We start from the raw sequence: 25190 nt of genomic DNA on the forward strand, positions 1-25190 counted from the left end.
GGAAGACGAGCACCGGACCTCCGGTCCGATGTGCCCTCGGCTGTCACCGCAGACCTGCGGCAGTCGCGAGCGCAGGTCACAAATGTAATCGAACTCGATAACATCGTCAACGATAAGCGCCGCCGGTTGACCCGATCGGATGATCGCGGCACGAGCGGCGGGGCCTCGCGCCGTCTGCCCGGACTTCTCGGACGTGCGGCGTCGAACCGAACGGTCATCGATTCCGGGCGGGCGCGCCCTCGTGCGGGTGTGTGCTTGCCCACACCTGCACGCTCCCTGTGCACATGCCGGTGCCCTCGAGTTACGCAAGCGGTTGCATCGCCGCTACCGTGGCCCGGTGACCGAGATGATCGTGCCGACCCCCACGCCGGACCTGACCGTCGATGCCTTCACCCGCGCGTTCCTGCGCGAGCTGAACTTCGGCCAGGGCGTCGAGCTGTCGGCTTCCTCCGTGAACGACCAGTACCTGGCCCTCGCCCGCACCGTGCGGCAGTACCTGATGTCGCGCTGGCTGGAGACCCAGCACCGCCAGCGGGAGTCCCAGGCGAAGTCCGTGGCGTACCTGTCCGCCGAGTTCCTGTTGGGCCGTCAGCTCGACAACGCGCTGCTGTGCACCGGCCTCGAGGAGATCGCCGACGAGGCCCTGCGCGGCCTGGACATCGACCTGTCCGAGCTCCGCGACGCGGAGATCGAGCCGGGGCTGGGCAACGGTGGCCTGGGCCGGCTCGCGGCGTGCTTCATCGACTCGCTGTCCACGATGTCCGTCCCGTCGATCGGCTACGGCATCCGCTACGAGTACGGCATCTTCCGGCAGACGTTCGTCGACGGGCACCAGGTGGAGCAGCCGGACACCTGGCTCGAGCTGGGCTCGCCGTGGGAGTTCCCGCACCCTGAGGCCGCAGTGACGGTGGGCTTCGGCGGCCAGACGGAGTCCTACACCGAAGACGGGGAGCAGCGCTCGCGCTGGACCCCTGCGTGGTCGGTGCTCGGCATGCCCTACAACTACATGGTCCCCGGGTACCACAACGGCCGGGTCTCCACACTGCGGCTGTGGAGCGCACGCGCGACCCGCGCATTCGACCTGCAGATCTTCAACTCCGGCCACTACGCGGACGCGGTGCGCGCCCAGACGTTCGCGGAGAACATCTCCAAGGTCCTCTACCCCGAGGACTCGACGCCGCAGGGCAAGGAGCTCCGACTGCAGCAGCAGTACTTCTTTGTCGCGTGCTCGCTGCGCAACTTCATCGAGGACGTGCTCCCCGCGGACTTCGACCTGCACCGGCTGCCGGAACGTGTGATGTTCCAGCTCAACGACACGCACCCGGTGATCGCGGTGCCGGAGCTGATGCGCATCCTGGTCGACGAGAAGGGCTTCGGGTGGGACGAGGCCTGGGAGGTCACCCAGCAGTGCTTCGCCTACACGTGTCACACGCTGCTGCCCGAGGCGCTGGAGGTGTGGCCGGTCGAGCTGCTCGGTCGCCTGCTGCCGCGCCACCTGGAGATCATCTACCGGATCAACGACGACTTCCTCGCCCAGGTGCGCGCCACCTACCCGCGTGACGAGCTCAAGGCTCGCCGCATGTCGATCATCGCCGAGCACCCTGAGCGCGCGGTGCGGATGGCCTACCTGGCCACGGTCGCGGGCGCCAAGGTCAACGGTGTCGCCGAGCTGCACTCCCAGCTCCTGCGGGACAAGGTGCTCGACGAGTTCGCGACGCTGTGGCCTGAGAAGTTCACCAACGTCACCAACGGCGTCACCCCGCGTCGCTTCCTCCGGCTCGCCAACCCCGAGCTGTCCCGCCTGATCACCGACGCGATCGGCGGCGGCTGGGTCACGGATCTCGAGCGTCTGCGCGAGCTCGAGCCGTTCGTGGACGACCCGGAGTTCACGCGGCGGTTCCGGGACGTCAAGCGCCGCAACAAGCTGCGCCTGGCCGGCGTGCTCGAGAAGCGCGACGGGCTGACGGTCGACCCCGACTCGTTGCTCGACGTGATGGTCAAGCGTCTGCACGAGTACAAGCGGCAGATGCTCAAGCTGCTGCACGTGGTCACGCTGTACGACCGGGTGACCTCCGGCGAGCTGCCCATCGAGGAGCTCGCCCCACGCACCATCGTCTTCGGGGCCAAGGCCGCGCCCGGCTACAAGATGGCCAAGGACATCATCTGGCTCATCAACTCGGTGGCCGCCACGGTCAACGCCGACCCCCGCGTCGAGGGACGGCTGAAGGTCCTCTTCCCGGCCAACTACAACGTCACTCTGGCGGAGAAGCTGATCCCCGCGGCGGATCTGTCCGAGCAGATCTCGCTCGCCGGCAAGGAGGCGTCCGGGACCGGGAACATGAAGTTCGCCCTGAATGGGGCTCTCACCATCGGTACCGACGACGGCGCGAACGTGGAGATCCGCCAGCTCGTCGGTGACGAGAACTTCTTCCTGTTCGGGCTGACCGAGCCCGAGGTGACGACCGTCGTGGACAAGGGCTACCGGCCCGCGGCGTACTACGAGGCCAACGAGTCGCTGCGCCGCGCCCTGGACATGATCGCTTCGGGCACGTTCTCGCACGGGGACCGGCACGCGTTCGAGCCGATCGTGTCGAACCTCCTCTACCAGGACCGGTTCCTCGTGCTGGCCGACTACCAGGCCTACCTGGACGCCCAGGAGCGCGTCGACGAGGCCTACGGCGACGAGGAGGCGTGGACCCGCTCTGCGATCCTCAACGTGGCGCGTACCGGGTTCTTCAGCTCGGATCGTTCCATCCACGACTACCTTGGTCGCATCTGGGGCGCCGGTCCCGTGCACTGACGCAGCGACGAACCACGGAGGGCCTGGTGGCGACGTCGCACGAGTCTCTCTGGTCCACGGCCGTGCGCCTCCGGGGCAACCCGCGGGCGGCGGTCTGGACCGAGCCGATGTGGGGCCTGTCGATGGCCCTCGTGCTGCCGTACGCGTCGGTCTACATGCTGGCGCTCGGGCTGAGCGACCAGCAGATCGGCCTGCTGGCGACGATCGGGATCCTGTCCCAGACCGTGTTCGGGCTGCTCGGCGGGGTGATCACCGACAAGCTCGGCCGGCGCGCCACGACGGCGGTGTTCGACCTGGTCGCGTGGTCCGTGCCCTGCCTGATCTGGGCCGTGGCGCAGAACTTCTGGTTCTTCCTGGGTGCGTCGCTGGTCAACGGGGCCTGGCAGGTCACCCAGAACTCGTGGGACTGCCTCCTGGTCGAGGATGCCGAGCCGCGGCTCATCACCCGGGTGTACTCGCTGGTCCGCGTCGCAGCCGATCTCTCGGCGCTGTTCGCCCCGGTCGCGGCGGTGCTGGTGGCGCGCTTCGGCCTCGAGCCGGCGGTGCGGATCCTCTACGTCAACGCCTTCGTCGTGATGACCGCCAAGGTCTGGATCCTGTACCGCGCATCCCACGAGACCGACGTCGGCCGGCTCCGCATGACGCAGGTCGCGGGCCGGTCGACCTGGTCACTGCTGCGCGAGTACCGCGGTGTGGGGGCGGTGATCCGACGCTCGCCGGGCACGCTGTACTCGGTGGCCGTGATGGCCGTGGTCGCTGCGGTGGCGCTGGTCACCGGGACGTTCTGGCAGATCGCGGTCAGTCAGCGGCTCGGCGTGCCCGACGCGCTTCTGCCGTTCTTCCCGATGGCCCGCTCGATCCTGTCGATGCTGTTCTTCTTCACCCTCATCCCCCGGCTCACGGGGGGTGCGCAGCTGCGACGCCCGACGCGATGGGGTTTCGTCGCATACCTGGCAGGACAGCTGCTGCTGGTCGCCATCCCCGCCGCGGACGGTGCCCGAACGTCGACCTACCTGCTGCTCGGCGTCACACTGGTGCTCGACGGGTTCGGGGGAGGGATCCTCGCGATGCTCGCCGAGTCGCTGGTCGCCCTGCACGTCGACAAGCTCGAGCGGTCGCGGGTCATGGCGATGCAGCGCACCGCTGTGATGCTCGTCACGGCGCCGTTCGGCTGGATCGCTGGGTGGTTGTCCGGGGTGGACCGGTCGTGGCCCTTCGTGCTGACCTCGTCTCTGCTCGTCCTCGGGCTCGTGCTCACCGGGTGGGCCCCTACCCTGCCCCAGCACGACGTCGACGAGCCGCCGCTCCCCGTGCCGCCCGGGCCGGAGACCGCGCGCGGGATGTGAGCGGCTCGCGCGATCAGCTCTTCGCGTCCTGGTACCGCGCCAGCGCCTCGCGGCGCTCCTGCCCGTGGTCCAACAGCTGGCCCGGATAGCCCTCGGCGTAGCCGTCGCGTGCCTTCCACGGCTCGTGCGCCGATGCGCCCGGCAGGTGGCGCAGCTCGGGGACCCACCGGCGCACGTACTCTCCGTCGGGGTCGAAGCGCAGTCCCTGGGTCACCGGGTTGAACACCCGGAAGTACGGCGCGGCGTCGGTGCCCGTGCCCGCGGCCCACTGCCAGCCGTGGCTGTTGGATGCGAGGTCCCCGTCGCGCAGGTGCGCCATGAAGTGGCGCGCGCCGTGCACCCACCACTGGTGCAGATCCTTGACCAGGAAGCTTGCGGTGACCATCCGGACCCGGTTGTGCATCCAGCCGGTTGCAAGGAGCTGGCGCATCCCGGCGTCGACGAACGGGAAGCCCGTCCGCCCCTGTCGCCATGCCTCCAGGGCTGCGGCGGCACCTGGGTCGGACGTCGGATCGTCGTACCGGAGCGCGAGGTCGGCACGCCAGTCGGTCCACGCCGACGCCGGGGCGTGCCAGAGCACGTCCGCGTAGAACTCTCGCCACGCGAGCTCGTTCAGGAACGTCTGGGCACCGGGCTCGCGGCCGGCGGGATGGTCGGCGACGTCGGCCAGCAGGGTCCGCGGGTGCACGGTGCCGTACTTGAGGTGCACGGACAGTCGGGAGGTGCCGTCCAGGTCGGGCCGGTCGCGACGGTCGCGGTAACCCTCCAGGCCGTCGTCGAGGAACTCGCGCCAGCGGGCCAGTGCCGTCTCCTCCGTCACCGGGGGCAGGTCGCTCGGCGCGTGTGCGACGGCCTCGGCCAGCGGTTCGGAGTCCAGGGTGCGGCGCCACCGCAGCCCGGTCGGTACCGCCGCGGGCCGGCGCCAGCCGTGCTCGCGCCACGCGCGCGAGAAGGGGGTGAACACCTTGTACGGCTCGCCGGCACCCGTGCGCACCCGTCCCGGCGTCACCGCGTACGGGCTCCCGGTGGCGACCAGCGGGACGCCGAGCCCGTGCAGCGCGCGCCCGACCCTTTCGTCCCGACGCCTGCCGTAGGGGGTGGTCTCCGCAGACACGTGCACGGAGTCCGCCCCGCTCTCCCGCACGACGGTGGGCAGCACCTCGTCGGGGCGACCGTGCCGCACCACGAGCGCGCCATTGTAGGCCGCGCGAACCCCGTCGAGCGCGTCACGCAGCGCGGCAAGCCGCGCCGGCCCGGCCGAGGTGACCAGCGCGGGGTCGACGACGAACAGCGGCAGCACAGTGTGGTCCGACGTGGCCTCCACCGCCGCGGCGAGCGCGGGGTGGTCGCGCAGCCGCAGGTCCCGGCGCAGCCACAGGATGCTGGTCATTCGCGAAGGCTAAGCGCTCGACTCACGCCGTGCCGGGTGGAGCGGCCTCCAGCGCGCATCGCGGCGTCCGGTGCAGATCGCGGCATCCGGTAGGCCGCATTCTGCACCGCCGGCCGCGTCCTGCGCCGCCGGCCGCGTCCTGCACCGCCGGCCGCATTCTGCACCGCCGGCCGCGTCCTGCACCGCCGGCCGCATCCTGCACCGCCGGGCTGTGGTCCTCAGAGCTCGCCGGTGCGCTGCAAGGCCCGCATCGACAGCCAGCCGAATGGCACCCGACCCCAGAACGTCAGGCCACGGAACAGTGCCACGGCGCTGGTCGCGATGCCCGCCGGGATCCCGCCGGTGGCAGTCAGCCCGGTGAAGAGCGCGACCTCGACCGTCCCCAGCCCACCCGGCGTCGGGATCACGGCCCCGGCAGCATTGCCCACCAGGTAGATCAGTGCCAGGTCGATGAGGGACAGCTCCTGCCCGAACGCCGCCAGGCTCGCCCAGAACGCGCCGAGGTAGGACAGCGTCACGATGAGGTTCCCGCCCACGGCCACGGCGAAACGCTTCGGCTGGGACAGCATCCGGACCAGCCGCGGCCAGGTCTGCCGCCAGATCGGCACGGTGCGCCCGATCACCCACCGGCGCACACGCGGCACCAGCAGCGCGGCCCCCACGGCCACCAGGACCACCGCGATCGCCGCGAGCATCGTGGAGGACGGCAGGTGCAGCGCACGCGAGGACCCGCTCACGAGCGAGAGGCCGAGGAGCACGACGATGGTGGTCAGCAGCTGGCTGATCTGCACGAGTCCCACCGAGGCGACTGCCAGCCCGTTGGAGACGCCGCGTCGGGTGAGCATGCGCAGGTTGAGGGCCGCGGGCCCGACGCCGGCGGGTGCGACCAGCGCGACGAAGGATGCCGCGCACTGCACGAGGGTCGCCCGCCACAGCGGGAGTCGGACGGGCGAGAACGCGACGAGGGCGATCGCGCCGCCCAGGAAGGTCAGCATGCCCAACCCGAACGTCGCGGCCGCCCACCACGGCTGGGACTCGGTGAGCGCGAGCCGGATCTGGTCGATGTTGATCGTGGTGACCACGAGCACACCGGCCGCGATGGTCAGCGCGAGCGTGAGCACTGTGCGGACGCCGAACCGGGCCAGCCGTTCCGGCTCGACGTCCGCCTCCGGCATCCGCTCGAGCAGGGCCTCACGGACCTCGGCCATCAGGCCGCGCTGCGAGCGCGCCGCCTCACGCGTGGCGCGCGGCATCACGATGGTCTGCAGCAGCGGGCCGATGGTGGCGAGCTCCTCCGGGGTCAGCACGCGGCCGGCCGAGTCGACCGCGCGGGCCGCCCCGACCTGCAGGGCGAGGAGGCCCAGCAGCTGCGCGATGTCCACGCGCCGGGCCAGCTCGGAGGAGGCCACGTCGCCCGACTCCCACCCCGTCAGCAGCACCCGGTGGCCGTAGGCCCGGTCGGTCACGAGCACGGCGTCGGCGGTCAGGGCGCGGTGCGCAAGGCCCGCCTGGTGCGCAACGCGCAGCTGGCTCCAGATGGCGTCGAGGGTCGCGTCGTCCAGCTGGGCGGGATCCAGCTCACCGAGCGGCACGGCGCCCGGCACGTGCTCGAACACGAGCAGCATCGAGTCGTCCGCCTCGGCCATCGACAGGAGCCGGGGCGTGTGCACCCCGGCGGAGGCGGCGGCGTAGCTGAGCAGGGCGACACGCTCGGCGACCTGTCGCAGCGACACGACCGCCCGGCCGTCGATCCCGCGCAGGCGCAGCGACCGCCACCACCGCATCAGCACGCCGACGACCTGGCGGTCCCCGTCCAGGGCGAGCACGTCGCGGCGTGCGCCGTCCCGGTCGACCATGGCGTAGACCCGCTGGTCGGAGTGCCGGGCCAAGGCGACGCTCGCCGGGTCGCCGGCCAGGGCTGCGTCACCGTGCCCGTGGTCGTCCGGCACCGAGTGGACCCGGTACAGCGCGGCGGGATCGGTGCCTGCGCGTCGGACGCCGTCGACGAGGACCCGTCCGTAGGCGCGCTCGGACTGCACGCCGGATGCGAACCGGATCGCGGTGCCGACCATCCGGCCCAGCAGCGCGGTGGTCAACGCACCCGGCAGGGTGAGAAGGCCGGTGACCATGGCGGCGCCGAGCCCGACCCACACGGCGTTCCAGGACCACGCGACCGTGCGTCGCCTGCTGCGCGGGCCGGCCACGGTGAGCAGCGCGGTCACGGCGATCAGCGTCCCCGGCAGCGTCACGGTCCCCTGGCCCCCGCGGTACACCGAGAACGACTGCTGCAGCGCGGGGATGCCGAAGTGTGTGATGAGCCAGGTGGCGACCTGGCTGGCCACCAGTCCGAGCGCGGCGGCCAGCACCGCCTCGGCGGCGTGCCGGAGCAGGCGCCGCAGCAGCAGCTCGCCCAGGGCGGCGATCGGCGCCACGATCGTGATGAGTGCTTCGAGCACCGTGACGGGGAAGAACACCAGGCGCCGCACCACCGAGGCGAACCCCTGGACGTCCTCCGTCACGCCCGTGGTCGTGCCCTGCGCGTAGACGGCGAGGATGCACACCGCGGCGATGCCCACGGCGGACAGGATCAACGCCACCAGGTCGCCCGGATGGTGCACGCGGGCGGTGGGGGTGTCCACGATGCGCACCACCGGCCCCGACGGCCCGGGCGGGCCGGTGCGCCAGGGACCGGACATGGCGGCGAGTCTAGGCGGGACCACCCTCGGCCGTGGCCTCCGCGTTCTGCCTGCCCAGCCCGAGACGGGCCTCGTTCTCCTCGCGCCAGCGTCGTGCGCGCTTGTCGGCGTACATGTCGTCGTCGGCCTGGGCGAGCATGGCGTCCGGCTCGCGGTCGGGCGAGAACGCGAGCGAGACGCCGATGCTCGCACCGACGCTGACCTGGGTCCCGTCCCGCAACGCGACGGGCACGTCGCACGTCTGGGCCAGACGGCCGACCACACCTGCGACCTCGGCGACGTCGTGGACGTCGGTGAGGATCGCGCAGAACTCGTCACCGCTGATCCGGGCGAGGTGGTCGTGCGGCCGCAGTCCTGCGCGCAGCCGCTTCGCCAGGGCCACGAGCACCTCGTCGCCGGCGGCGTGCCCGTGGGTGTCGTTGACCTCCTTGAAGCGATCCAGGTCCAGGAAGAGCACGGCGACGCCCGCCTCGGTCTCCGCCATCGCGAGGTCCTCCCCGAGGCGCTCGAGGAGGCCGGTCCGGTTGGGCAGCCCGGTCAGGTCGTCGTGCGCGGCGGCGAACCGGAGCTCCTCCTGGTGCTGGAGCCGTTCCGTGACGTCCCGCTGCTCGATGACCAGGCCTTCGACGAGTCGGTCGCCCAGCAGGTTGTGCACGGTCCACTCGTACCACCGGGCGTCCCCGCCGCTCGAGGTGACCACCACGTCGAAGCTCGTGCGCGTCCCACGGCCGGCCGTGACGACATCGGCGAGCTCGGCCGCGACGTGGTCCCGGTGCCCGGGGTCCACCATCGTGAGGAGGTCGGCGCCCAGCAGGTCCTGCTGCGACTGCCCGAGCACCCGCTCCACGGCGGGGCTGACATAGGTGAGCCGCCGCCTCGCGTCGCTGACGGTGAGCACGTCGCTGGAGGACTCCATGAGCGCTCGCAGCCGGGCGTCCGCCCGGGCGAGCGCCGCCTCCACGTGCTGGCGCTCGGACACGGCCAGCCCGACGCTCAGCACGCCGCTTGCGGACAGCAGGAAGATCGCGAGGGTCGCGACGTGACTGACGGCCGGGGCGACCACGGTGGACACCGCGCCGGTCGCGACACCGATCTGGCCCAGTGCCGTCGTGACGGCGAGCAGCAGCACGGCCGGTCGCCACACCTGCGATCCCGACCGCTGGATGTGCACGACCGCCACCAGGATTGCCGTGGCCGGGAGCACGAGGCTCCACCCGGCCAGCCAGGTGTAGGCGGCGAACAGGGCGTAGGCCAGCGTGAGACGAACCGCGGGCCGGTTGTCGAGCCGGCCGGAACCGATCCAGCGCTGCACGGGTTCGAGCCCGGCCAGGACCACGAGCGGGGTCATGAGCGCCAGCTCCCACGGGGCCCCGCTCACGAGGCCGTGGGTGTGCAGCCAGCTGTACGCGGGCAGCGCGACGGCACCGCTGAGCACGGCGGTCGCGATGGCGACTGCGCCAGGCACGCGGACTGCTGCGGTATGACCCGGCATGCGCACCTCGGGGGGTGGGGGGGAGCCAGCTCAGTGTGCCCAGCCTGGGGGCGCCTGACCAGGGCTGTTCCGCCGACCGGTCCCGCCGAAACGCTCCCACGTGCGGTGATGCGGGGACGGTTGGTCCGATTTCACCCACTCGGCGCCCCGAGTCCGGGCGGCTCTGGGACCTCCGACTCAGGACACGCTGACCGTCGACGTCCCGCTACGACAGGCCAAGTGCCGCGAGGAGGCTCGCCGGGACCAGCGCGTACCCGACGAACGAGACGAGGTCGAGCAGGAAGTGGGCGACCACCAGAGGCGCCACCCGCTTCCACCTCAGGTACGCGAGCGTGAAGACGACGCCCATCACGACGTTGCCGACGGCCATCGCAGGACCCTGGTACAGGTGGTAGGAACCGCGGATGAGAGCACTCAGCGCGATCGCCGCGGGGATGCGCCAGCCGAGCCGGCCGAGGCGGTCGAGCAGCCACGCCACCACGACGACCTCTTCGAGCACCGCGTTGTACAGGGCCGAGAGGATCAGCACGGGGACGGTCCACCAGTGGTCCGTGAGCCCGGAGGCGGCCACGTGCACGCTCAGGCCGAGCGCCCGGCCCGCCGCGTACAGGCCGAGTCCGGGGATGCCGATCACCGCTGCGAGCCCGGCGCCCGCGAGCAGGTCCCGTCCGGGTCGGCGAGCGTTCAGGCCGATGCGGTCCAGCGCTGCGCGCAACCCGGCGGGCTGTGCCAGCAGGAACAGGGCGAGCGCGACCGGCATCAGGCCGAAGCCGATGTGCAGGAGCTGGTAGGTCAGGTCGAGCCAGGGTCGTGGGGACTGGCTGGGATTGATCGTGGCGGTCTGCTGACCGAGGGACTGAGCCCGGGTGAGCCGGTCGGCCAGGTTGACGATCGCGTAGACGCCCGCCTGGCCGAGGGAGAGGCCGAGGACGATCCAGATCTCCGCCCGGAGCCGGGTGCGGGAGGGCGCGGGCTGCGGGCCCGAGCCCTCGGCCGGGGCGTCCTTCTCGCGCGGGGTCACGGCAGTCACCCTCGCACGCTACGACCCCGACCTGGACATCGCCTGGACGTCCCCCATGAGCCCCCCAAGGCCGTGATCAAGGGACCCGTGCCCACCACAGGGTGGTGTTCAAGGAGAAGATGGTCGCAACGGTGCTGTCCGGTCAGGAGAAGCGGCGCAGACGCAGGGAGTTGGTGACCACCAGGACGCTGCTGCACGCCATCGCAGCGCCGGCGATCATCGGGTTGAGCATGCCGAACGCCGCCAGCGGGATCGCGGCGACGTTGTAGCCGAACGCCCAGAACAGGTTCTGCTTGATGATCTCCAGCGTCCGGCGCGACAGCCGGATCGCCTGGCCCGCGGACTGCAGGTTGCCCCGCACCAACGTGATGTCGGCGGCCTCGATCGCGACGTCGGTGCCGGTTCCCATGGCCAGACCGAGATCGGCCTGGGCCAGCGCTGCGGCGTCGTTGACGCCGTCGCCGACCATGGCCACGACCCTGCCCTCGCCTTGCAGTCGGGTGACGGTGGCGACCTTGTCCTCCGGCAGCACCTCGGCGACGACGTCGTCGATGCCCACCTCGCGGGCGACCTTGCGGGCGACGGTCTCGTTGTCGCCGGTCAGCAGCACGGGACGCAGTCCGAGGTCGCGCAGCTCGCCGACGGCGGCCGCGGACGTCTCCTTGATCGGGTCCCGCAGCACGATCGCGGCGCGCGCCTTGCCGGCCCACGCGACCAGCACGACGGTGGAGCCCTCGCGTTCGGCGAGCTGCGCCACGCCGTCCAGGGCCGCCGTGTCCACGTCCTGCTCGCCGAGCCAGGTGCGTCGCCCGACGAGTACCCGGCGGCTGACCTGGATTCCCTGGTGCGCGGTCCGCACGACGCCGACCACGCCGCGCCCGGCGTCGTTGCGGAAGTCGACCACCTGGTCGGAGCCGATCTCGACCCCGTCGGCGCCGGTACGAGGTGCCTCCGGCTCGGGCGCGCCGCCGGTCGTGACGGTGGCGCGTGCGCGCTCGACCACCGCGCGGGCGATCGGGTGCTCGCTGCGCGCCTCGACCGCGCCCGCGAACCGCACGGCCTCGTCGAGGTCCTCCCCCTCGGCGGGCAGGACGTCGGTGACCTGCATGCGGCCCTCGGTGACGGTGCCCGTCTTGTCGAGCACGACGGTGTCGACACGGCGGGTCTGCTCGAGGATCTCCGGGCCCTTGATGAGCACACCGAGCTGCGCGCCGCGCCCGGTCCCGACCAGCAGGGCGGTCGGTGTGGCCAGTCCCAGGGCGCACGGGCACGCGATGATGAGGACGGCGACGCCCGCGGTGAACGCGGCGGTGACCCCGGCGCCGATCAGCAGCCAGACCAGGAACGTCAACAGCGCGAGCGAGATCACCACCGGCACGAACACCGCGGAGATCCGGTCCGCGAGGCGCTGCACGGGCGCCTTGCCCGTCTGGGCCTGCGTGACGAGCCGGCCGATCTGGGCGAGCGTGGTCTCCTCGCCCACCCGGCTCGCGCGGACCACCAGGTAGCCCGACGTGTTGACGGTGGCGCCCGTCACCGCGTCCCCCGGGCCGACGTCCACCGGCACGGGCTCGCCGGTGAGCAGCGAGGTGTCCAGGGCCGACGTGCCTTCGACCACGGTTCCGTCGGTGGCGACCTTCTCGCCGGGTCGGACGGCGAACAGGTCGCCGACCCGCAGCGCCGACGTCGGGACCGATCGCTCGACGCGTCGGCCACCCTCCTCGACGAGGACGGTCGCCTGGGTCGCGCCCAGGGAGAGCAGGCTGCGCAGCGCGTCCCCGGCGCGTCGCCGGGAGCGGTGCTCAGCGAACCGACCCGCGAGCAGGAAGGTCGTGACCACGGCCGCGGTCTCGAAGTACAGCTCCGGCAGGCCGCCGCCCCCAGCCGCGGCCCGTGGCAGAAGGGTCGGGTGCATCCGCATCCCGATCGCGCCCGCGCCGCCGAGGAGCAGCGCCCACAGCGACCAGCCCGTGGCCGCGATGACGCCCAGCGAGACCAGGGTGTCCATCGTCGAGGACCCGTGTCGTCCGGCCCGGGCGGCGGCGCGGTGGAACGGCCACGCTCCCCACGTCGCGACCGGCAGGGCGAGCGCGGCGACCACCCACTGCCAGCCGTCGAACTGCAGCGGGGGGACCATGGACAGCAGCACCACAGGCACGCTGAGCACCGACGCCCCGATCAGCCGGCGGCGCAGGTCGCGGCCCCGCGCTTCGCCCGGATCGGAGGTGTCGTCGCCCGCCGCGTCGGCGGAGCTCTCGGACGTGTGACCGGAGAGCGCCATCTCGCGCTCCTCGTCCGCGTCGGCGGCGGGCCGCGTCGCACGCGAGTCGCGCAGCACGGTCGCCGAGTACCCGGCCGCCTCGATGGCCTGCAGGATCGTCGCGGCGTCGAGGTCCTCGCTCAGCTCGACGCGGGCCGACTCGGTGGCGAGGTTCACCACCGCACTCGCCCCGGCGATCTTGCCGACCTTCCGCTCGACCCGTCCCACGCATGATGCGCACGTCATCCCCTGGACCGCGAGGTCGAGCACGGCGACGGGTGCGTCGCCGGCGGCGTGCGCCTGCTCGATCGGGCTCTGCTGCGCCGAGGCCGGCGTCGCTGGGGTCTGCTGGGTCATGCGGGTCCACCTCCCGGTGTGCGTGGGGCTCGAGCAGGTCGGTCGAGCGGATCGGGCTAGAGCAGGTTGTCGTCGCGCACGACGGCGTAGCCGGCCTCGGCGACGGCCGCGGCGATCGCCTCGTCGGAGACGGGGTTCTCGGCGGTGATGGTCACGGTCGAGGTGCCGCCGGCGACCAGGTCGACGTCGACGCCGCTGACGCCCTCGATCTCGCCGACCTCCTCCGAGACGGACATCACGCAGTGGTGGCACGTCATGCCGGCGACACGGACGGTCTGGGTGCTCATGGTGGTTCCCTTCCTTCGATGGGGCGTCGACCCCGGTTGCGGCACGGGCCCGACGGGCCCGCGTTTGCGCCCGGTCCCGATCGCGGGGCCGAGCGCGGTGGTTCAGCTGCGTACGAGCCGGGCGATGGCCTCGGCGGCCTCGCGAACCTTGGCGTCGCCGGCTTCGTGCGACTCGCGAGCCGCGTCGACGACGCAGTGCGCGAGGTGGTCCTCCATCAGCCCGAGGCTGACCGCCTGCAGGGCCTTGGTCACGGCGGAGACCTGGGTGAGGACGTCGATGCAGTACACGTCCTCGTCCACCATCCGGGCGATGCCCCGGACCTGGCCCTCGATGCGGCGAAGGCGCTTGAGGTAGTCGTCCTTGGTCCCGGTGTAGCCCGGCATCTGCACTCCCTCGGTCGAGGTTCGCGTAACACGGTACCCCCGTAGGGTATTTCGTTCGACAGGACCTTGGGCCCTCCGTGTTCCGGGGCCGGGACCTAGGCCCTACTAGACCTCTGGTTGATCTTCGTCAAACACCTTCGTGGCGGAGTCGGCGCAGGCGACCTCGAACGAATCCCTCAACGACCCCCCGGGCGCGGCGAAGGGAGACCGACCGCGCCGTGCAGAGTTCTCCGGCGCGAGGACTCAGGGGAGGACAGCCATGCTCAACACGTTCCGCCGGACGACGATCCGGTTCCGCCTGCTGCTCATCGGTGTCGTCGCGATCGTCGCGCTCGCCGCCGTCAGCGGCGTCGCCACGACGCTCTTCACCACGAGCAGCCGCGCTGCGGACCGCAGCGCGGCGCTCGGCAGGCTGGCCGAAGAGGCCGTTCGGTTGAAGTACCTGGCCGCGGACTGGAACGGCTGGCAGACCGCGTACGCGCTGGACGCGATGCAGGATCCGGCCTCGGTCGCCCAGGACGCCGGATCGCGCGGATCGTTCCTGGCCGCCGCCGACCTCGTGGACAAGCAGCTCACGACGCTCGAGAAGGCCACCGGCCTGACCGACGGCGAGGCGGCGCAGGTCGCCAGGGCGCGAACCGGTTACACGACGTTCATGCAGGTCGACGACCAGATCATCCAGGGCTACCGCAGCGGTCGCGACGGGGCCGTCGAGCACGCGACCCAGCAGGTGCTCCACGACGAGATCACCGTCTACCAGGGCATCGCGACCGCGATGACCAAGCTCGTGTCGAGCCTCGACGAGCGCGCCCAGGCCGCAGCCGCGTCCGCGACGTCGCAGGCCGCGGCCGGTCGCCTCGCGGTGCTCAGCATCGCCGGGATCGCGCTGGTGGTCAGCGCACTGCTGATCGGCGCTGCCGTGCTGTCCATCACCGGGCCGCTCGGCCGCCTCAAGGCACGGCTGGACGACATCTCCCGTGGGGAGGGTGACCTGACCGCACGGCTCGAGGTCGAGGGGCGCGACGAGCTGTCCACCGTCGCCGAGTCGTTCAACCGCTTCGTCGGTCAGGTGGCCGACGTCATCCGGTCGGTCGCGACCTCGTCCTCGGCCGTCGCCTCGGCGGCGGAGGAGATGTCCGGCACCTCGCAGCAGATCGGAACTGCTGCGCAGGAGACCAGCGCGCAGGCCGGCGCCGTCGCCGCAGCGGCGGAGCAGGTCAGCGCCAACGTGCAGACCGTGGCGTCCGGCACCGAGCAGATGGGCTCGAGCATCAAGGAGATCGCCCGCAACGCGACCGATGCGGCGCGGGTCGCCTCCGAGGCGGTCCAGGTGTCGCAGGAGACCACCGCCTCGATCACCCGGTTGGGCACGTCCTCGGCCGAGATCGGCGCCGTGATCACGGCGATCACCCAGATCGCCGAGCAGACCAACCTGCTGGCCCTCAACGCGACGATCGAGGCGGCCCGGGCGGGGGACGCGGGCAAGGGCTTCGCGGTGGTGGCAGGAGAGGTCAAGGACCTCGCACAGGAGACCGCGAAGGCCACCGAGGACATCGCACAGCGCATCCAGGCGATCCAGCAGGACACCTCGGGCGCCGTGACGGCCATCGGCCGGATCTCCGAGATCGTGGACCGCATCCATCAGTTCCAGACCACGATCAGCGCCGCGGTCGAGGAGCAGACGGCCACCACGGGTGAGATGAACCGGAGCCTGGCGGAGGCCGCGAGCGGCTCCGGCGAGATCGCGCGGAACGTCACCTACGTGGCCACGGCCGCGACCCAGACCACGCAGGGCGTCGAGCAGAGCGCGTCGGCGATCGCGGAGCTGGCCCGGATGGCTGCCGAGCTGCAGAGCCAGGTGAGCAGGTTCCGGGTCTGACAGGCAGGTGGGACCTCGCCGGTCCGGGCCCAGGCGACACCGCGGCGACCGTCGCGGCGTCCGGGCCGGCGAGGCTTCGCTGTGGAAACCGCTCCCCGGCCGTGCGCCCGCTGGAATACTCGCTGCGAGATGTCCGAACGATCCCGAGGGCGGTAGCGATGAGCGAGAACCAGACGGGTGGCCCGTGGGAGCCGCAGCCCAGCCCGGTGCCGCCGCACCAGCAGTCCAGCGGCCCGGACGACGCGTTCCCGACGCCGGTCGGCGCCCAGCCCGTTCCGGCAGGCCAGTCCTACCCGTCGGGGCCCGGCTACGCGTACCCGTCCGCGCCTGCGGCCAGCCAGTCGGCGCCCGTGCCCGCGGTGCCGGGCGTCGAGCTCGGAAGCTGGGGACGGCGCGTCGGTGGGTATCTCGTCGACGTGCTCGTCGCAGGCATCCCGTTGGCCATCGGTGAGGGCATCTTCGTCGGCGGCTCGCTCTCGGACGCGTTGAACGGCACCACGTCCGAGGTGTCCGCCGGTGGCGCAGCGGCCCTGATCGTCGGCGGTCTCATCACACTTGTGCTGTGGGCCTGGAACCGCGGGGTGCTGCAGGGCCGTTCTGGTCGGTCGATCGGCAAGCGTGCGGTGGGGCTGCGCCTGATCGGCGAGCGCACGCACCAGCCGATCGGGGTCGGCATGGCCCTGGTTCGCGACATCCTGCACGTGCTCGACTCGTTCCTCTACGTCGGCTACCTCTGGCCGCTGTGGGATCCCAAGAAGCAGACGTTCGCGGACAAGATCCTCTCGACTCTCTCGGTCCGCGGCTGAGGCGCCCGTCGTCGTTCTCGTCCCGGCACTGAGGTGCCCCTCGTCGCTCTCGGTTCGGGAGGTGGCCCGGCTCGGAACGGGGGAATCCTGTGGACCCCGGCGGTGCGGCCCGGGAGGGTGGCGCCATGGTCGACCCCGCTGCTCCCACCGGCAGAACCAGCCCCGCCGCCACGGCGACCCGGCTGCCCGGCGGGCTTGAGCTGCGCACCGCCCGCCCGGCCGACCTCGACCAGATCGGGACCCTGCTGGTCGAGCGCGGGGACGAGGCCGACGGCCTGGACCACCGCCTGGTGGTGCACGACCCGGACCTGGGCTGGGACGCGAGCGCCGTGGTCGTCGACGGCGACCGGGTGGCCGCCACCGCGACCCTGCTCGACGAGACGGTGCGGCTCGGCGACGTGACGCTGCCCGCGGGCCAGGTGGAGCTCGTGGCCGTGCACCCGGACTACGAGCACCGCGGTCTGGCACGTGCCCTGATGGGGTGGGCGCACCGGCGGTCGGCCGACCGCGGCCACCTTGTGCAGCTGATCATCGGGATCCCGTACTTCTACCGCCGCTTCGGGTACGAGTACGCCATCGACATCCCGCCCGCGCGGCGCCTTGTCGGGTCCGTCCCGGAGGTCGGCGCTGCGGCCGGTGCGCTGCGGGATGCGCGCAGCGAGGACCTCCCCGGACTGGTGGGGCTGCAGGAGGCCACCCAGGCGGCGTTCGACGTGGCCGTGCCGCACCCCGCGGCCCGCTGGCGTGCGCTGCTGGCGCAGAGCGCCTCGCGGACGCGCGTGCTGGAGCGCGACGGGGCGGTGGTCGCCTCGGCCCGGGTCCGGGCGGACGACGACGGGCTCGTGGCCGCCGAGCCCGCGGCGGTCGATGCGGGCGCCGCGAATGCGCTGCTGGCTCGCCTGGCGGCCCAGCTCCCGGACGGTCAGGAGCTCTCGGTGGTGCACCGGGCAGGCACCGTCACCGGCGATACGTGGGACCGGCTGCTGGACGTCCCGGATGCCGGGTGCGAGCAGTACTACCTGCGGATTCCCGACGTCGGCGCTCTGCTGGGTGCGCTGCGGCCCGTGCTGTGGCGGCGCGCGTGCGCGCTGGCGCCCCAGGTGCTGGGTGAGGCGCTGGTGATCTCGACGTTCGGTGCCCACCACCGGCTGCCGGTCACCGCCGACGGCTTCGGCCCGGTGCAGACCGGCGGCCCCATGCAGTCGCCCGGCGTGCACGGCGGGTTCGGGGTGGCGCCGGATCAGCTCGGGGCGTTGCTGTTCGGCCAGCGTGGTTTCGCCGGCCTGAGGCGCGTGCGGCCCGACGTCTACGGCAGGCCCGCCGTGGGTGAGGCGCTCTTCCCCGCCGTGACGGCTGACCTGCTCACCTACTACCTGCCGTGGTGACGGCGGAAGTCGGCCCGGCGAGGGCGCCACACTGGCACACTCGGGAGGTACGCCGCTACGACGAGGGGGACGGCGCGATGAGCGTGGACCGAGGACCAGCCGACGGGGGCCCCGCCCCCGGAGCCCCGCAGTACCAGGGGGCGCCGGTCTATCAGGGCGAGATGGCGCCGCCGGTGCCGGACGTCGCGCTCGCCGCGTGGCCGCAGCGGGCGAGGGCGTTCCTGATCGACGTCATGATCGTGGCGGTCCCCGGCGGCGCCATCAGCGGCGTGTACGCGGCTGCGACGGCGTCGGACGGGCCCACGCGGAGCAGCTCGGTCGTCCTCGCCGTCGGCAGCCTGATCGGGCTGGTCCTGTGGATCTGGAACCGCGGCGTGCGCCAGGGTGCCGGGCAGTCCATCGGCAAGGGCATGGTCGGGCTGAGACTGGTCTCGGAGGAGACCCGTCAGCCGATCGGTACCGCGATGGCGCTGGTGCGCGACGTCGTGCACCTTCTCGACAGCAGTCTGTTCCTCCTCGGCTACCTGTGGCCGCTGTGGGACCCGAAGAAGCAGACCTTCGCGGACAAGATCGTCCGGACGATCTCGGTTCGCGCCTGACCGTTCCTCGCCGGGCGACCGGGTAGCCCAGGCCCGCCACCCGGAACCTCATCTGCTCCTCACGGGCCGCCGGGAACGGCCTGCCGGCCGCCGGTCTGCCAGGATCGTTCCTGGGACCGCGACCGGATCGAGGAGGGTTCATGGAGCTGCCGTTCACCTCCGCGTACCGGCACGGCTTCGCCCGCGTGGCGGCCTGTGCGATGCCGAGCGCCGTCGCCGACCCGCAGGCCAACGCCGACGCCGTGATCCGTGCCGCGCACGCGTGCCACGACGACGCGGTCGCGGTCGCCGCGCTGCCGGAGCTCGCGCTGACCGGGTATGCGATCGACGACCTCCTGCTCGCCGACGCGCTGCTCGACGACGTCGAGGCCGCGCTGGCCCGGGTGGCCGAGGCGACTGCCGAGCTGATGCCCGTGCTCGTGGTCGGGGCGCCGCTGCGGTACCGGCACCGGATCTACAACTGCGCGGTCGTCGTGCACCGCGGCCGGGTGCTCGGGGTGGCGCCCAAGTCGTACCTGCCGACGTACCGGGAGTTCTACGAGCGTCGTCAGATGGCGCCGGGGGACGACCTGGCGGGGTCGACCATCCGGTTGCTCGGGGCGGACGTGCCGTTCGGCCCGGACCTGCTGTTCGCCGCGTCGGACCTGCCCGGGCTCGTGGTGCACGTCGAGGTGTGCGAGGACATGTGGGTGCCGGTGCCGCCCAGCGCCGAGGCCGCGCTCGCGGGCGCGACGGTGCTGGTCAACATCTCGGGCAGCCCCATCACGATCGGCCGGGCCGAGTCGCGGGCGCTGCTCGCGCGGGCCGCGTCGTTGCGGTGCGTGGCCGCCTACGTGTACGCCGCGGCGGGCGAGGGCGAGTCCACCACGGACCTGGCCTGGGACGGCCAGACGATGGTGCACGAGCTGGGCTCGACCCTCGCGGAGGGAGAGCGGTTCGCGCACGGCGACCACCGCACCGTCGTCGACGTGGACCTCGGCGCGATCGCGGCCGAGCGGCGGCGGATGGGCACGTTCGACGACAACCGCCGGCACCGCGCCGAGCGTGCGCGCGCGGCCGGATCGACCGGGGCTGCAGTGGTGGACGGAGCCGGAGCCGTCGGCCGCGACGGGTTCCGCACCGTGTCGTTCAGGCTCGACCCGCCCGCGCGGGACGTGGGTCTGCGGCGCGTCGTGGAGCGGTTCCCGTTCGTGCCGTCGGACCCGGCGCGGCTGGCCCAGGACTGCTACGAGGCCTACAACATCCAGGTCGCCGGGCTGGAGCAGCGGTTGCGGGCGATCGGTGGGGCGAAGGTCGTCATCGGGGTCTCGGGTGGGCTGGACTCGACCCACGCGCTCATCGTCGCCGCGCGCGCGATGGACCGGGAGGGGCGGCCGCGGTCGGACATCCTGGCGTTCACGATGCCGGGGTTCGCGACGTCGGACGAGACCAAGGCCAACGCGACGGCCCTCGCGCGGGCGCTGGGGGTGACGTTCTCCGAGCTGGACATCCGGCCCGCGGCGCGGCAGATGCTCGCCGACCTGGGCCACCCGTTCGCCGACGGTGAGCCGCAGTACGACGTGACGTTCGAGAACGTCCAGGCCGGGCTGCGCACCGACTACCTGTTCCGCGCCGCCAACCAGCGCGGCGGGATCGTGCTCGGGACCGGGGACCTGTCGGAGATCGCGCTCGGCTGGTCGACGTACGGCGTCGGCGACCAGATGTCGCACTACAACGTGAACTCGGGCGTGCCCAAGACGCTCATCCAGCACCTGATCCGCTGGGTGATCGCGAGCGGGCAGTTCGACGCGGACGTGGACGCGGTGCTGCAGGCGATCCTCGACACCGAGATCAGCCCGGAGCTGGTCCCGGCCGCCGAGGGCGAGGGGCCGCAGTCCACCGAGGAGCGGATCGGCCCGTACGCGCTGCAGGACTTCTCGCTGTTCCACACGCTGCGGGTGGGGCGCTCGCCCTCGACCATCGCGTTCCTGGCCTGGCACGCCTGGCACGACGCGGGGCTCGGGCCGTGGCCGGAGAACTTCCCGGCGGAGCGTCGGGTGGCGTATGACCTCGCGACGATCAAGCGGTGGCTCGGGGTGTTCTGCCAGCGGTTCTTCGCGTTCAGCCAGTTCAAGCGGTCGGCGATGCCCAACGGGCCGAAGGTGTCCGGCGGTGGGTCGCTGTCGCCGCGGGGTGACTGGCGGGCACCGTCCGACGCGAGCGCGCGGGTGTGGCTGGACGAGCTGGCGTCCGTGCCGGAGGCGTGGGAGCCGGACGCGGGACGGTGACTCGGCGACGATCCCGGGTCCGACGGCACGGCGTCCTGGTGCCGCCGCTGCTGGTCGGCATGCTGGTCCTCGTGGCGGGGTGCAGCGAGGGGACGTCCGGGTCGGTCGGGCTGACCCCTGCGCCGGCCGCTGCGGCGGGATCGCAGGCGGGCTCGGGTGAGGGTGCAGGGCGGGACGCAGCGACGACGCCCGTCGCCTCGGACGATGCCCAGGGCGGCTCGGCCGGTTCTCCGACGAGCGTGACCACGACGCCGGCGGCCTCGGCCGTTGCGAGCGGGCAACCTCTGCGGTTCTACGCCGACCCGTCGCAGCAGGCCATCCTCGAGCAGGCGGCCGACGACTCCGAGCGTGCGCTCCTGTCGCGGATCGCCGACCAGCCCCAGGCGATCTGGCTCAACGGCGGGACCTGGGACGCCGCGACGCTCGAGCGTGCGGTCCGGGCGTCGGCTGCGGAGGGGACGGTCCCGGTCGTCGTGCTCTACAACATCCCGACCCGGGACTGCTCGCAGTACTCGGCCGGCGGCGCCGCCGACCCGTCCGCCTACCTGGCCTGGGTGCGGCAGCTGGCCGACCGGATGGACGGGCGGGTCTGGGTGGTCCTGGAGCCCGACGGGCTGGCCGCGTCGGACCAGTGCGGCGGCGCGACGCGGGTGCGGCTGCTGCACGACGCCGGTGCGATCCTGCGCGCGGGGGGCAACCGGGTCTACCTCGACGTGGGCAACGCGGCATGGCTCCCGGCGACCGAGGCGGCGTCGAGGCTGCGCGCCGTGGGAGCCGACGCGTTCGACGGCATCGCCCTCAACGTGTCCAACTACGAGACCACGGCCGACTCCGTCGACTACGCCGAGCGGATCTCGGAGGCTTACGGCTCGACCCTGCACGCGGTGGTGGACACGTCGCGCAACGGGAACGGCCCCACGGCCGACCACCAGTGGTGCAACCCGCCGGGCCGGGCGCTCGGCGAGGCGCCGCGCGCCGTGGACGAGGGCGTGCTCGACGCGGTCCTCTGGGTGAAGATCCCCGGCGAGTCCGACGGGACCTGCAACGGTGGCCCGGCGGCGGGAGTGTTCTGGAAGTCGAACGCTCTGGAGCTGGCGCGCGGGGCTGGGTGAGCGCCGGGGCTCGCTCCCGTGTCCCTCGAGTCGATCGCTCGCCGCTGGCGGGCGTGTCGGAGCAGAGGAATATCGTACAGGTGTTCGACGATCGGGGGTGTTCTGGTGTCGGTAGCAGCCGCTGGGCCCACGGGACCGAGCGCGCCATGGGCCTGGGACGGGCGGCACCCCGTCGCCGCAGAGCTGGAGGGCCGCAGCTCGTCGGTCGGCCTCGTGTCTCGGCTGGTCGAGCTGGACCCTGCCGCGATGGACAGCGAGACCCTGGTCGAGGGCATCGCGGGGTGGGAGCGCGCGGCGGCCTGGATGGTCGGCCACCAGTCGAGGTGGATCGCGGAGCTGGGCAGACGCGCGACGTGCGGCGCGGATGTGGATCGCCTGCCGGACGAGGTAGCGACCCGGCTCGCCATCACGCGCCGTGCGGCCGAGCACAAGGTCGAGCTCGCGCTCGGGCTGGAACGCCACCCACGGCTGGCCGCCGCCCTGGATGAGGGGTCCGTCTCCGGCCGCAAGGCCGAGGCGCTGCTGCACGACACCGAGCACCTGCCGCGGGCGCTCGCGGACGAGGTGCTCGCCCGCGTCCTGGAGACGGCGGACGAGCGCACCGTCCCGCAGCTCCGCGCGGACGTCCGGGCGACCGAGCTCGCGCTGGACGCCGAGGCTGCGGCGGCCCGGCACGCCGACGCGCGTCGGGATCGCTGCGTTCGGATGACACCCGCCCCGGACGCGATGGCGTGGATCCGGGCTCTGCTGCCCGCGGCGGACGCCGCCACCGTCATGACCGCGCTCGATGGCGTCGCCGCGGCGCGCGAGCCGGGTGACGAGCGCACCGCGGACCAGCGCCGGGCCGACGCTCTGACGGCGATGGCGCGCGGCGTGCTCGACTCCGGACTCGGGCCCGGCGGTGCGCCGTTGCCGGTGCGCCAGCACCGCCGACCTCACCTGCTCGTCACGGTGGCCGCGAGGTCGGCCCGCGCAGCGGGAGGGCGGTCCGGGGCCGTCGCGCAGCAGGGTGCGGGTGCGGACGAGCCTGCGGGTGGTCCGCCCGCGAGCCCAGATGCGGGCCTGGGGCACATCGCGCACCTGGCGGGCTACGGACCGGTGCCGCTGGTGGCCGTGGCGCACCTGGCGGGCTACGGACCGGTGCCGCTGGTGGCCGTGGCGCACCTGCTGGAGGACGCGACGCGCGAGCTCGTGCGGGTGGACGAGGACGGCGTGCCGATCGTCGCCGTTCCGGGCACTGACGGCTACCGGCCCTCCGCCGAGCTCGCCCGTGCCGTCGTCGACCGGGACCGGACCTGCCGCTTCCCGGGGTGCCGAGTCCCGGCCTCGCGCTGCGACATCGATCACGTCGAGCCGTTCGACCCGGACCGCCCCGCCCGGTGGCAGACCGTCGAGCAGAACCTCCAGGCGCTCTGCCGCCACCATCACCGGCTCAAGACTCACGCTGGCTGGTACGCGAGCCGGGATCCCATCAGCGGGGCGACGCTGTGGCGCTCACCGGTCGGCCGGGTCCACATCGTGAGCCTCGAGCCGGTTCTCCCCATCCGCCTGCCCGAACCGCGGGCCCGCACGGGGTAGTGGGCCCGGCACGAGCACCCGATGCCGCGTCGACGGATGAGTCCGGTGAAGCGCGCGGGATCCACCTCACGTGCCCACCGATCAGGCGGGTGTCCTCACGTGCCCACCGATCAGGCGGGTGTCCTCACGCACCCCCCGATCAGGCGGGTGTCGCGCCCGGGGCGCGGGCCGCTGCGTCAGCCGCGGCGGGCAGGGCGTCGAGGATGCGCGTCACGGCGGTGTCGTCGTGCGCCGCCGTGACGAACCATGCCTCGAACGCCGACGGTGGCAGCGCTACCCCGGCGTCGAGCATCGCGTGGAAGAACCGCGTGTAGGACGCGGTGTCCTGGGCCTTGGCCTGCGTGTACGTGAGCACACCGTCCTCGGCGGCGCGCTCGCCCCAGAACACCGAGAACAGGTTCCCGGCGTGCTGGACCCGGTGCGGGACGCCGGCCCGGTCGAGCGCAGCGTGCACCTCGGCGCGCAGCGTGTCGGCCACCTCGTCCAGCCTGCGGTAGACGGCGTCGTCCGCGAGTCGCAGGGTGGTCAAACCCGCCGCCACCGCCACCGGGTTCCCGGACAGGGTGCCGGCCTGGTAGACCGGCCCGAGCGGCGCGAGGTGCTCCATCACCGCGGCCGGCCCTCCCACGGCGGCGACAGGCAGCCCACCGCCGACCACCTTGCCGAACGTCACGAGATCCGGCGCCCACGCCCAGCCCGGCAACCCCGCCGGCGAGGCCGCCTCAATCCCCCACCAACCACTCGGCCCGACCCGGAAGCCGGTCAGGACCTCGTCCCAGATCAGCAGGGCGCCGTGCGCGGCGGTGATCCGCCGCAGCTCACCGTTGAAGTCGGGCAGCGACGGGACGACTCCCATGTTCGCAGGTTGCGCCTCGGTGATGACCGCGGCGATCCGGTGGCCATGTGCCGAGAACGCAGCCTGTACCGCGTCGAGGTCGTTGTACGGCAGGACCAGCGTCTCCCCGGCCGTCGCCTCCGTCACACCCGCCGAGCCCGGTAGGCCCGCGGTTGCCACACCTGAACCGGCGGCGGCCAGCAGCCCGTCGGAGTGTCCGTGGTAGCAGCCGGCGAACTTCACGACGAGCGGGCGGTGCGTGATGCCGCGAGCCAGCCGCACCGCGGTCATCGTCGCCTCGGTTCCGGTGGACACCAGGCGCAGCCGTTCGACGACGGGCACGCGCCGGACGATCTCCTCGGCGAGCTCGACCTCGGCGACGGTCGGTGCGCCGAAGGACAGCCCGCGCGCGGCGGCGCGCTGCACGGCGTCCACCACCTCCGGGTGCGCGTGCCCCAGGATGGCTGGGCCCCAGGACGCCACGAGGTCTACGTACTCACGGCCCTCCACGTCGACGACGTAGGGGCCGCGCGCCGACTCCAGGAACCTCGGGTCGCCCCCCACCGAGCCGTAGGCGCGAACCGGGGAGCTCACCCCGCCGGGGATGACCGCCGCCGCTCGGGCGAACGCGTCATGGTTGGTCAGCACGCGGTGCTCCGTTCTTCACGAGGGGGTGCACGGTGTCCTGGGGTCCGG

At 72.7% G+C, this 25190-nt stretch carries 17 protein-coding genes; 9 read left to right on the forward strand and 8 right to left on the reverse strand.

Annotation, left to right across the window (positions count from 1 at the left end; all coding sequences use genetic code 11):
* Positions 1-346: 346 nt before the first annotated feature.
* Together Q6348_RS03250 and Q6348_RS03255 are read left to right on the forward strand one after the other, a co-directional pair.
* A complete protein-coding gene (locus Q6348_RS03250) occupies positions 347-2800 on the forward strand; it encodes a glycogen/starch/alpha-glucan phosphorylase (protein WP_304601894.1) in 2454 nt (817 codons plus the stop codon).
* 26 nt (positions 2801-2826) lie between these two features.
* A complete protein-coding gene (locus tag Q6348_RS03255) occupies positions 2827-4146 on the forward strand; it encodes an MFS transporter (protein ID WP_304599896.1) in 1320 nt (439 codons plus the stop codon).
* Between the two features lie 13 nt (positions 4147-4159).
* Here the strand turns inward: Q6348_RS03255 and Q6348_RS03260 are convergent, their stop codons facing one another.
* From Q6348_RS03260 to Q6348_RS03290, 7 genes are all read right to left on the reverse strand, one after another.
* A complete protein-coding gene (locus Q6348_RS03260; protein ID WP_304599897.1) occupies positions 4160-5536 on the reverse strand; it encodes a cryptochrome/photolyase family protein in 1377 nt (458 codons plus the stop codon).
* Positions 5537-5754: 218 nt separating this feature from the next.
* Positions 5755-8232 carry a lysylphosphatidylglycerol synthase transmembrane domain-containing protein gene (locus Q6348_RS03265; protein WP_304599898.1) on the reverse strand — a complete coding sequence of 826 codons (2478 nt, stop codon included), beginning with the start codon at positions 8230-8232 and terminating at the stop codon, positions 5755-5757.
* 10 nt (positions 8233-8242) lie between these two features.
* A complete protein-coding gene (locus tag Q6348_RS03270) occupies positions 8243-9697 on the reverse strand; it encodes a sensor domain-containing diguanylate cyclase (protein WP_304599899.1) in 1455 nt (484 codons plus the stop codon).
* A 232-nt stretch (positions 9698-9929) separates the two neighbouring features.
* Complete coding sequence (locus Q6348_RS03275; RefSeq protein ID WP_304601895.1) at positions 9930-10745, reverse strand: CPBP family intramembrane glutamic endopeptidase; 816 nt, start codon at positions 10743-10745, stop codon at positions 9930-9932.
* A 142-nt stretch (positions 10746-10887) separates the two neighbouring features.
* Positions 10888-13362, reverse strand: coding sequence for a heavy metal translocating P-type ATPase (locus Q6348_RS03280; protein ID WP_304599900.1), 2475 nt, complete (start codon positions 13360-13362; stop codon positions 10888-10890).
* 56 nt (positions 13363-13418) lie between these two features.
* Positions 13419-13649, reverse strand: coding sequence for a heavy-metal-associated domain-containing protein (locus tag Q6348_RS03285; RefSeq protein WP_304599901.1), 231 nt, complete (start codon positions 13647-13649; stop codon positions 13419-13421).
* 102 nt (positions 13650-13751) lie between these two features.
* Entirely contained in the window at positions 13752-14033 is a 282-nt protein-coding gene (locus Q6348_RS03290) for a metal-sensitive transcriptional regulator (RefSeq protein ID WP_304599902.1), read from the reverse strand.
* Positions 14034-14292: 259 nt separating this feature from the next.
* Between Q6348_RS03290 and Q6348_RS03295 the strand changes: the two genes are divergently transcribed.
* From Q6348_RS03295 to Q6348_RS03325, 7 genes are all read left to right on the forward strand, one after another.
* Positions 14293-15912 carry a methyl-accepting chemotaxis protein gene (locus Q6348_RS03295; protein WP_304599903.1) on the forward strand — a complete coding sequence of 540 codons (1620 nt, stop codon included), beginning with the start codon at positions 14293-14295 and terminating at the stop codon, positions 15910-15912.
* 158 nt (positions 15913-16070) lie between these two features.
* On the forward strand, positions 16071-16718 hold the full coding sequence (locus Q6348_RS03300; protein WP_304599904.1) for an RDD family protein: 648 nt from the start codon (positions 16071-16073) through the stop codon (positions 16716-16718).
* A gap of 125 nt (positions 16719-16843) precedes the next feature.
* Entirely contained in the window at positions 16844-18103 is a 1260-nt protein-coding gene (locus tag Q6348_RS03305; RefSeq protein WP_304599905.1) for a GNAT family N-acetyltransferase, read from the forward strand.
* 77 nt (positions 18104-18180) lie between these two features.
* On the forward strand, positions 18181-18702 hold the full coding sequence (locus Q6348_RS03310) for an RDD family protein (RefSeq protein ID WP_304599906.1): 522 nt from the start codon (positions 18181-18183) through the stop codon (positions 18700-18702).
* Positions 18703-18842: 140 nt separating this feature from the next.
* Positions 18843-20969: an NAD(+) synthase gene (locus Q6348_RS03315; RefSeq protein WP_304599907.1), complete on the forward strand. Its 2127-nt coding sequence runs from the start codon at positions 18843-18845 to the stop codon at positions 20967-20969.
* On the forward strand, positions 20966-22081 hold the full coding sequence (locus Q6348_RS03320; RefSeq protein ID WP_304599908.1) for a glycoside hydrolase family 6 protein: 1116 nt from the start codon (positions 20966-20968) through the stop codon (positions 22079-22081). The genes Q6348_RS03315 and Q6348_RS03320 overlap by 4 nt, the downstream gene beginning before the upstream one ends.
* Positions 22082-22327: 246 nt before the next feature.
* Complete coding sequence (locus Q6348_RS03325; RefSeq protein WP_304599909.1) at positions 22328-23659, forward strand: HNH endonuclease signature motif containing protein; 1332 nt, start codon at positions 22328-22330, stop codon at positions 23657-23659.
* A gap of 139 nt (positions 23660-23798) precedes the next feature.
* Here Q6348_RS03325 and hemL read toward each other — a convergent pair whose 3' ends face one another.
* Positions 23799-25139, reverse strand: coding sequence for a glutamate-1-semialdehyde 2,1-aminomutase (gene hemL / locus Q6348_RS03330; protein WP_434062024.1), 1341 nt, complete (start codon positions 25137-25139; stop codon positions 23799-23801).
* Positions 25140-25190 lie beyond the last annotated feature (51 nt).

It is taken from the genome of Actinotalea lenta, assembly GCF_030586465.1.
Lineage (GTDB): Bacteria > Actinomycetota > Actinomycetes > Actinomycetales > Cellulomonadaceae > Actinotalea > Actinotalea lenta.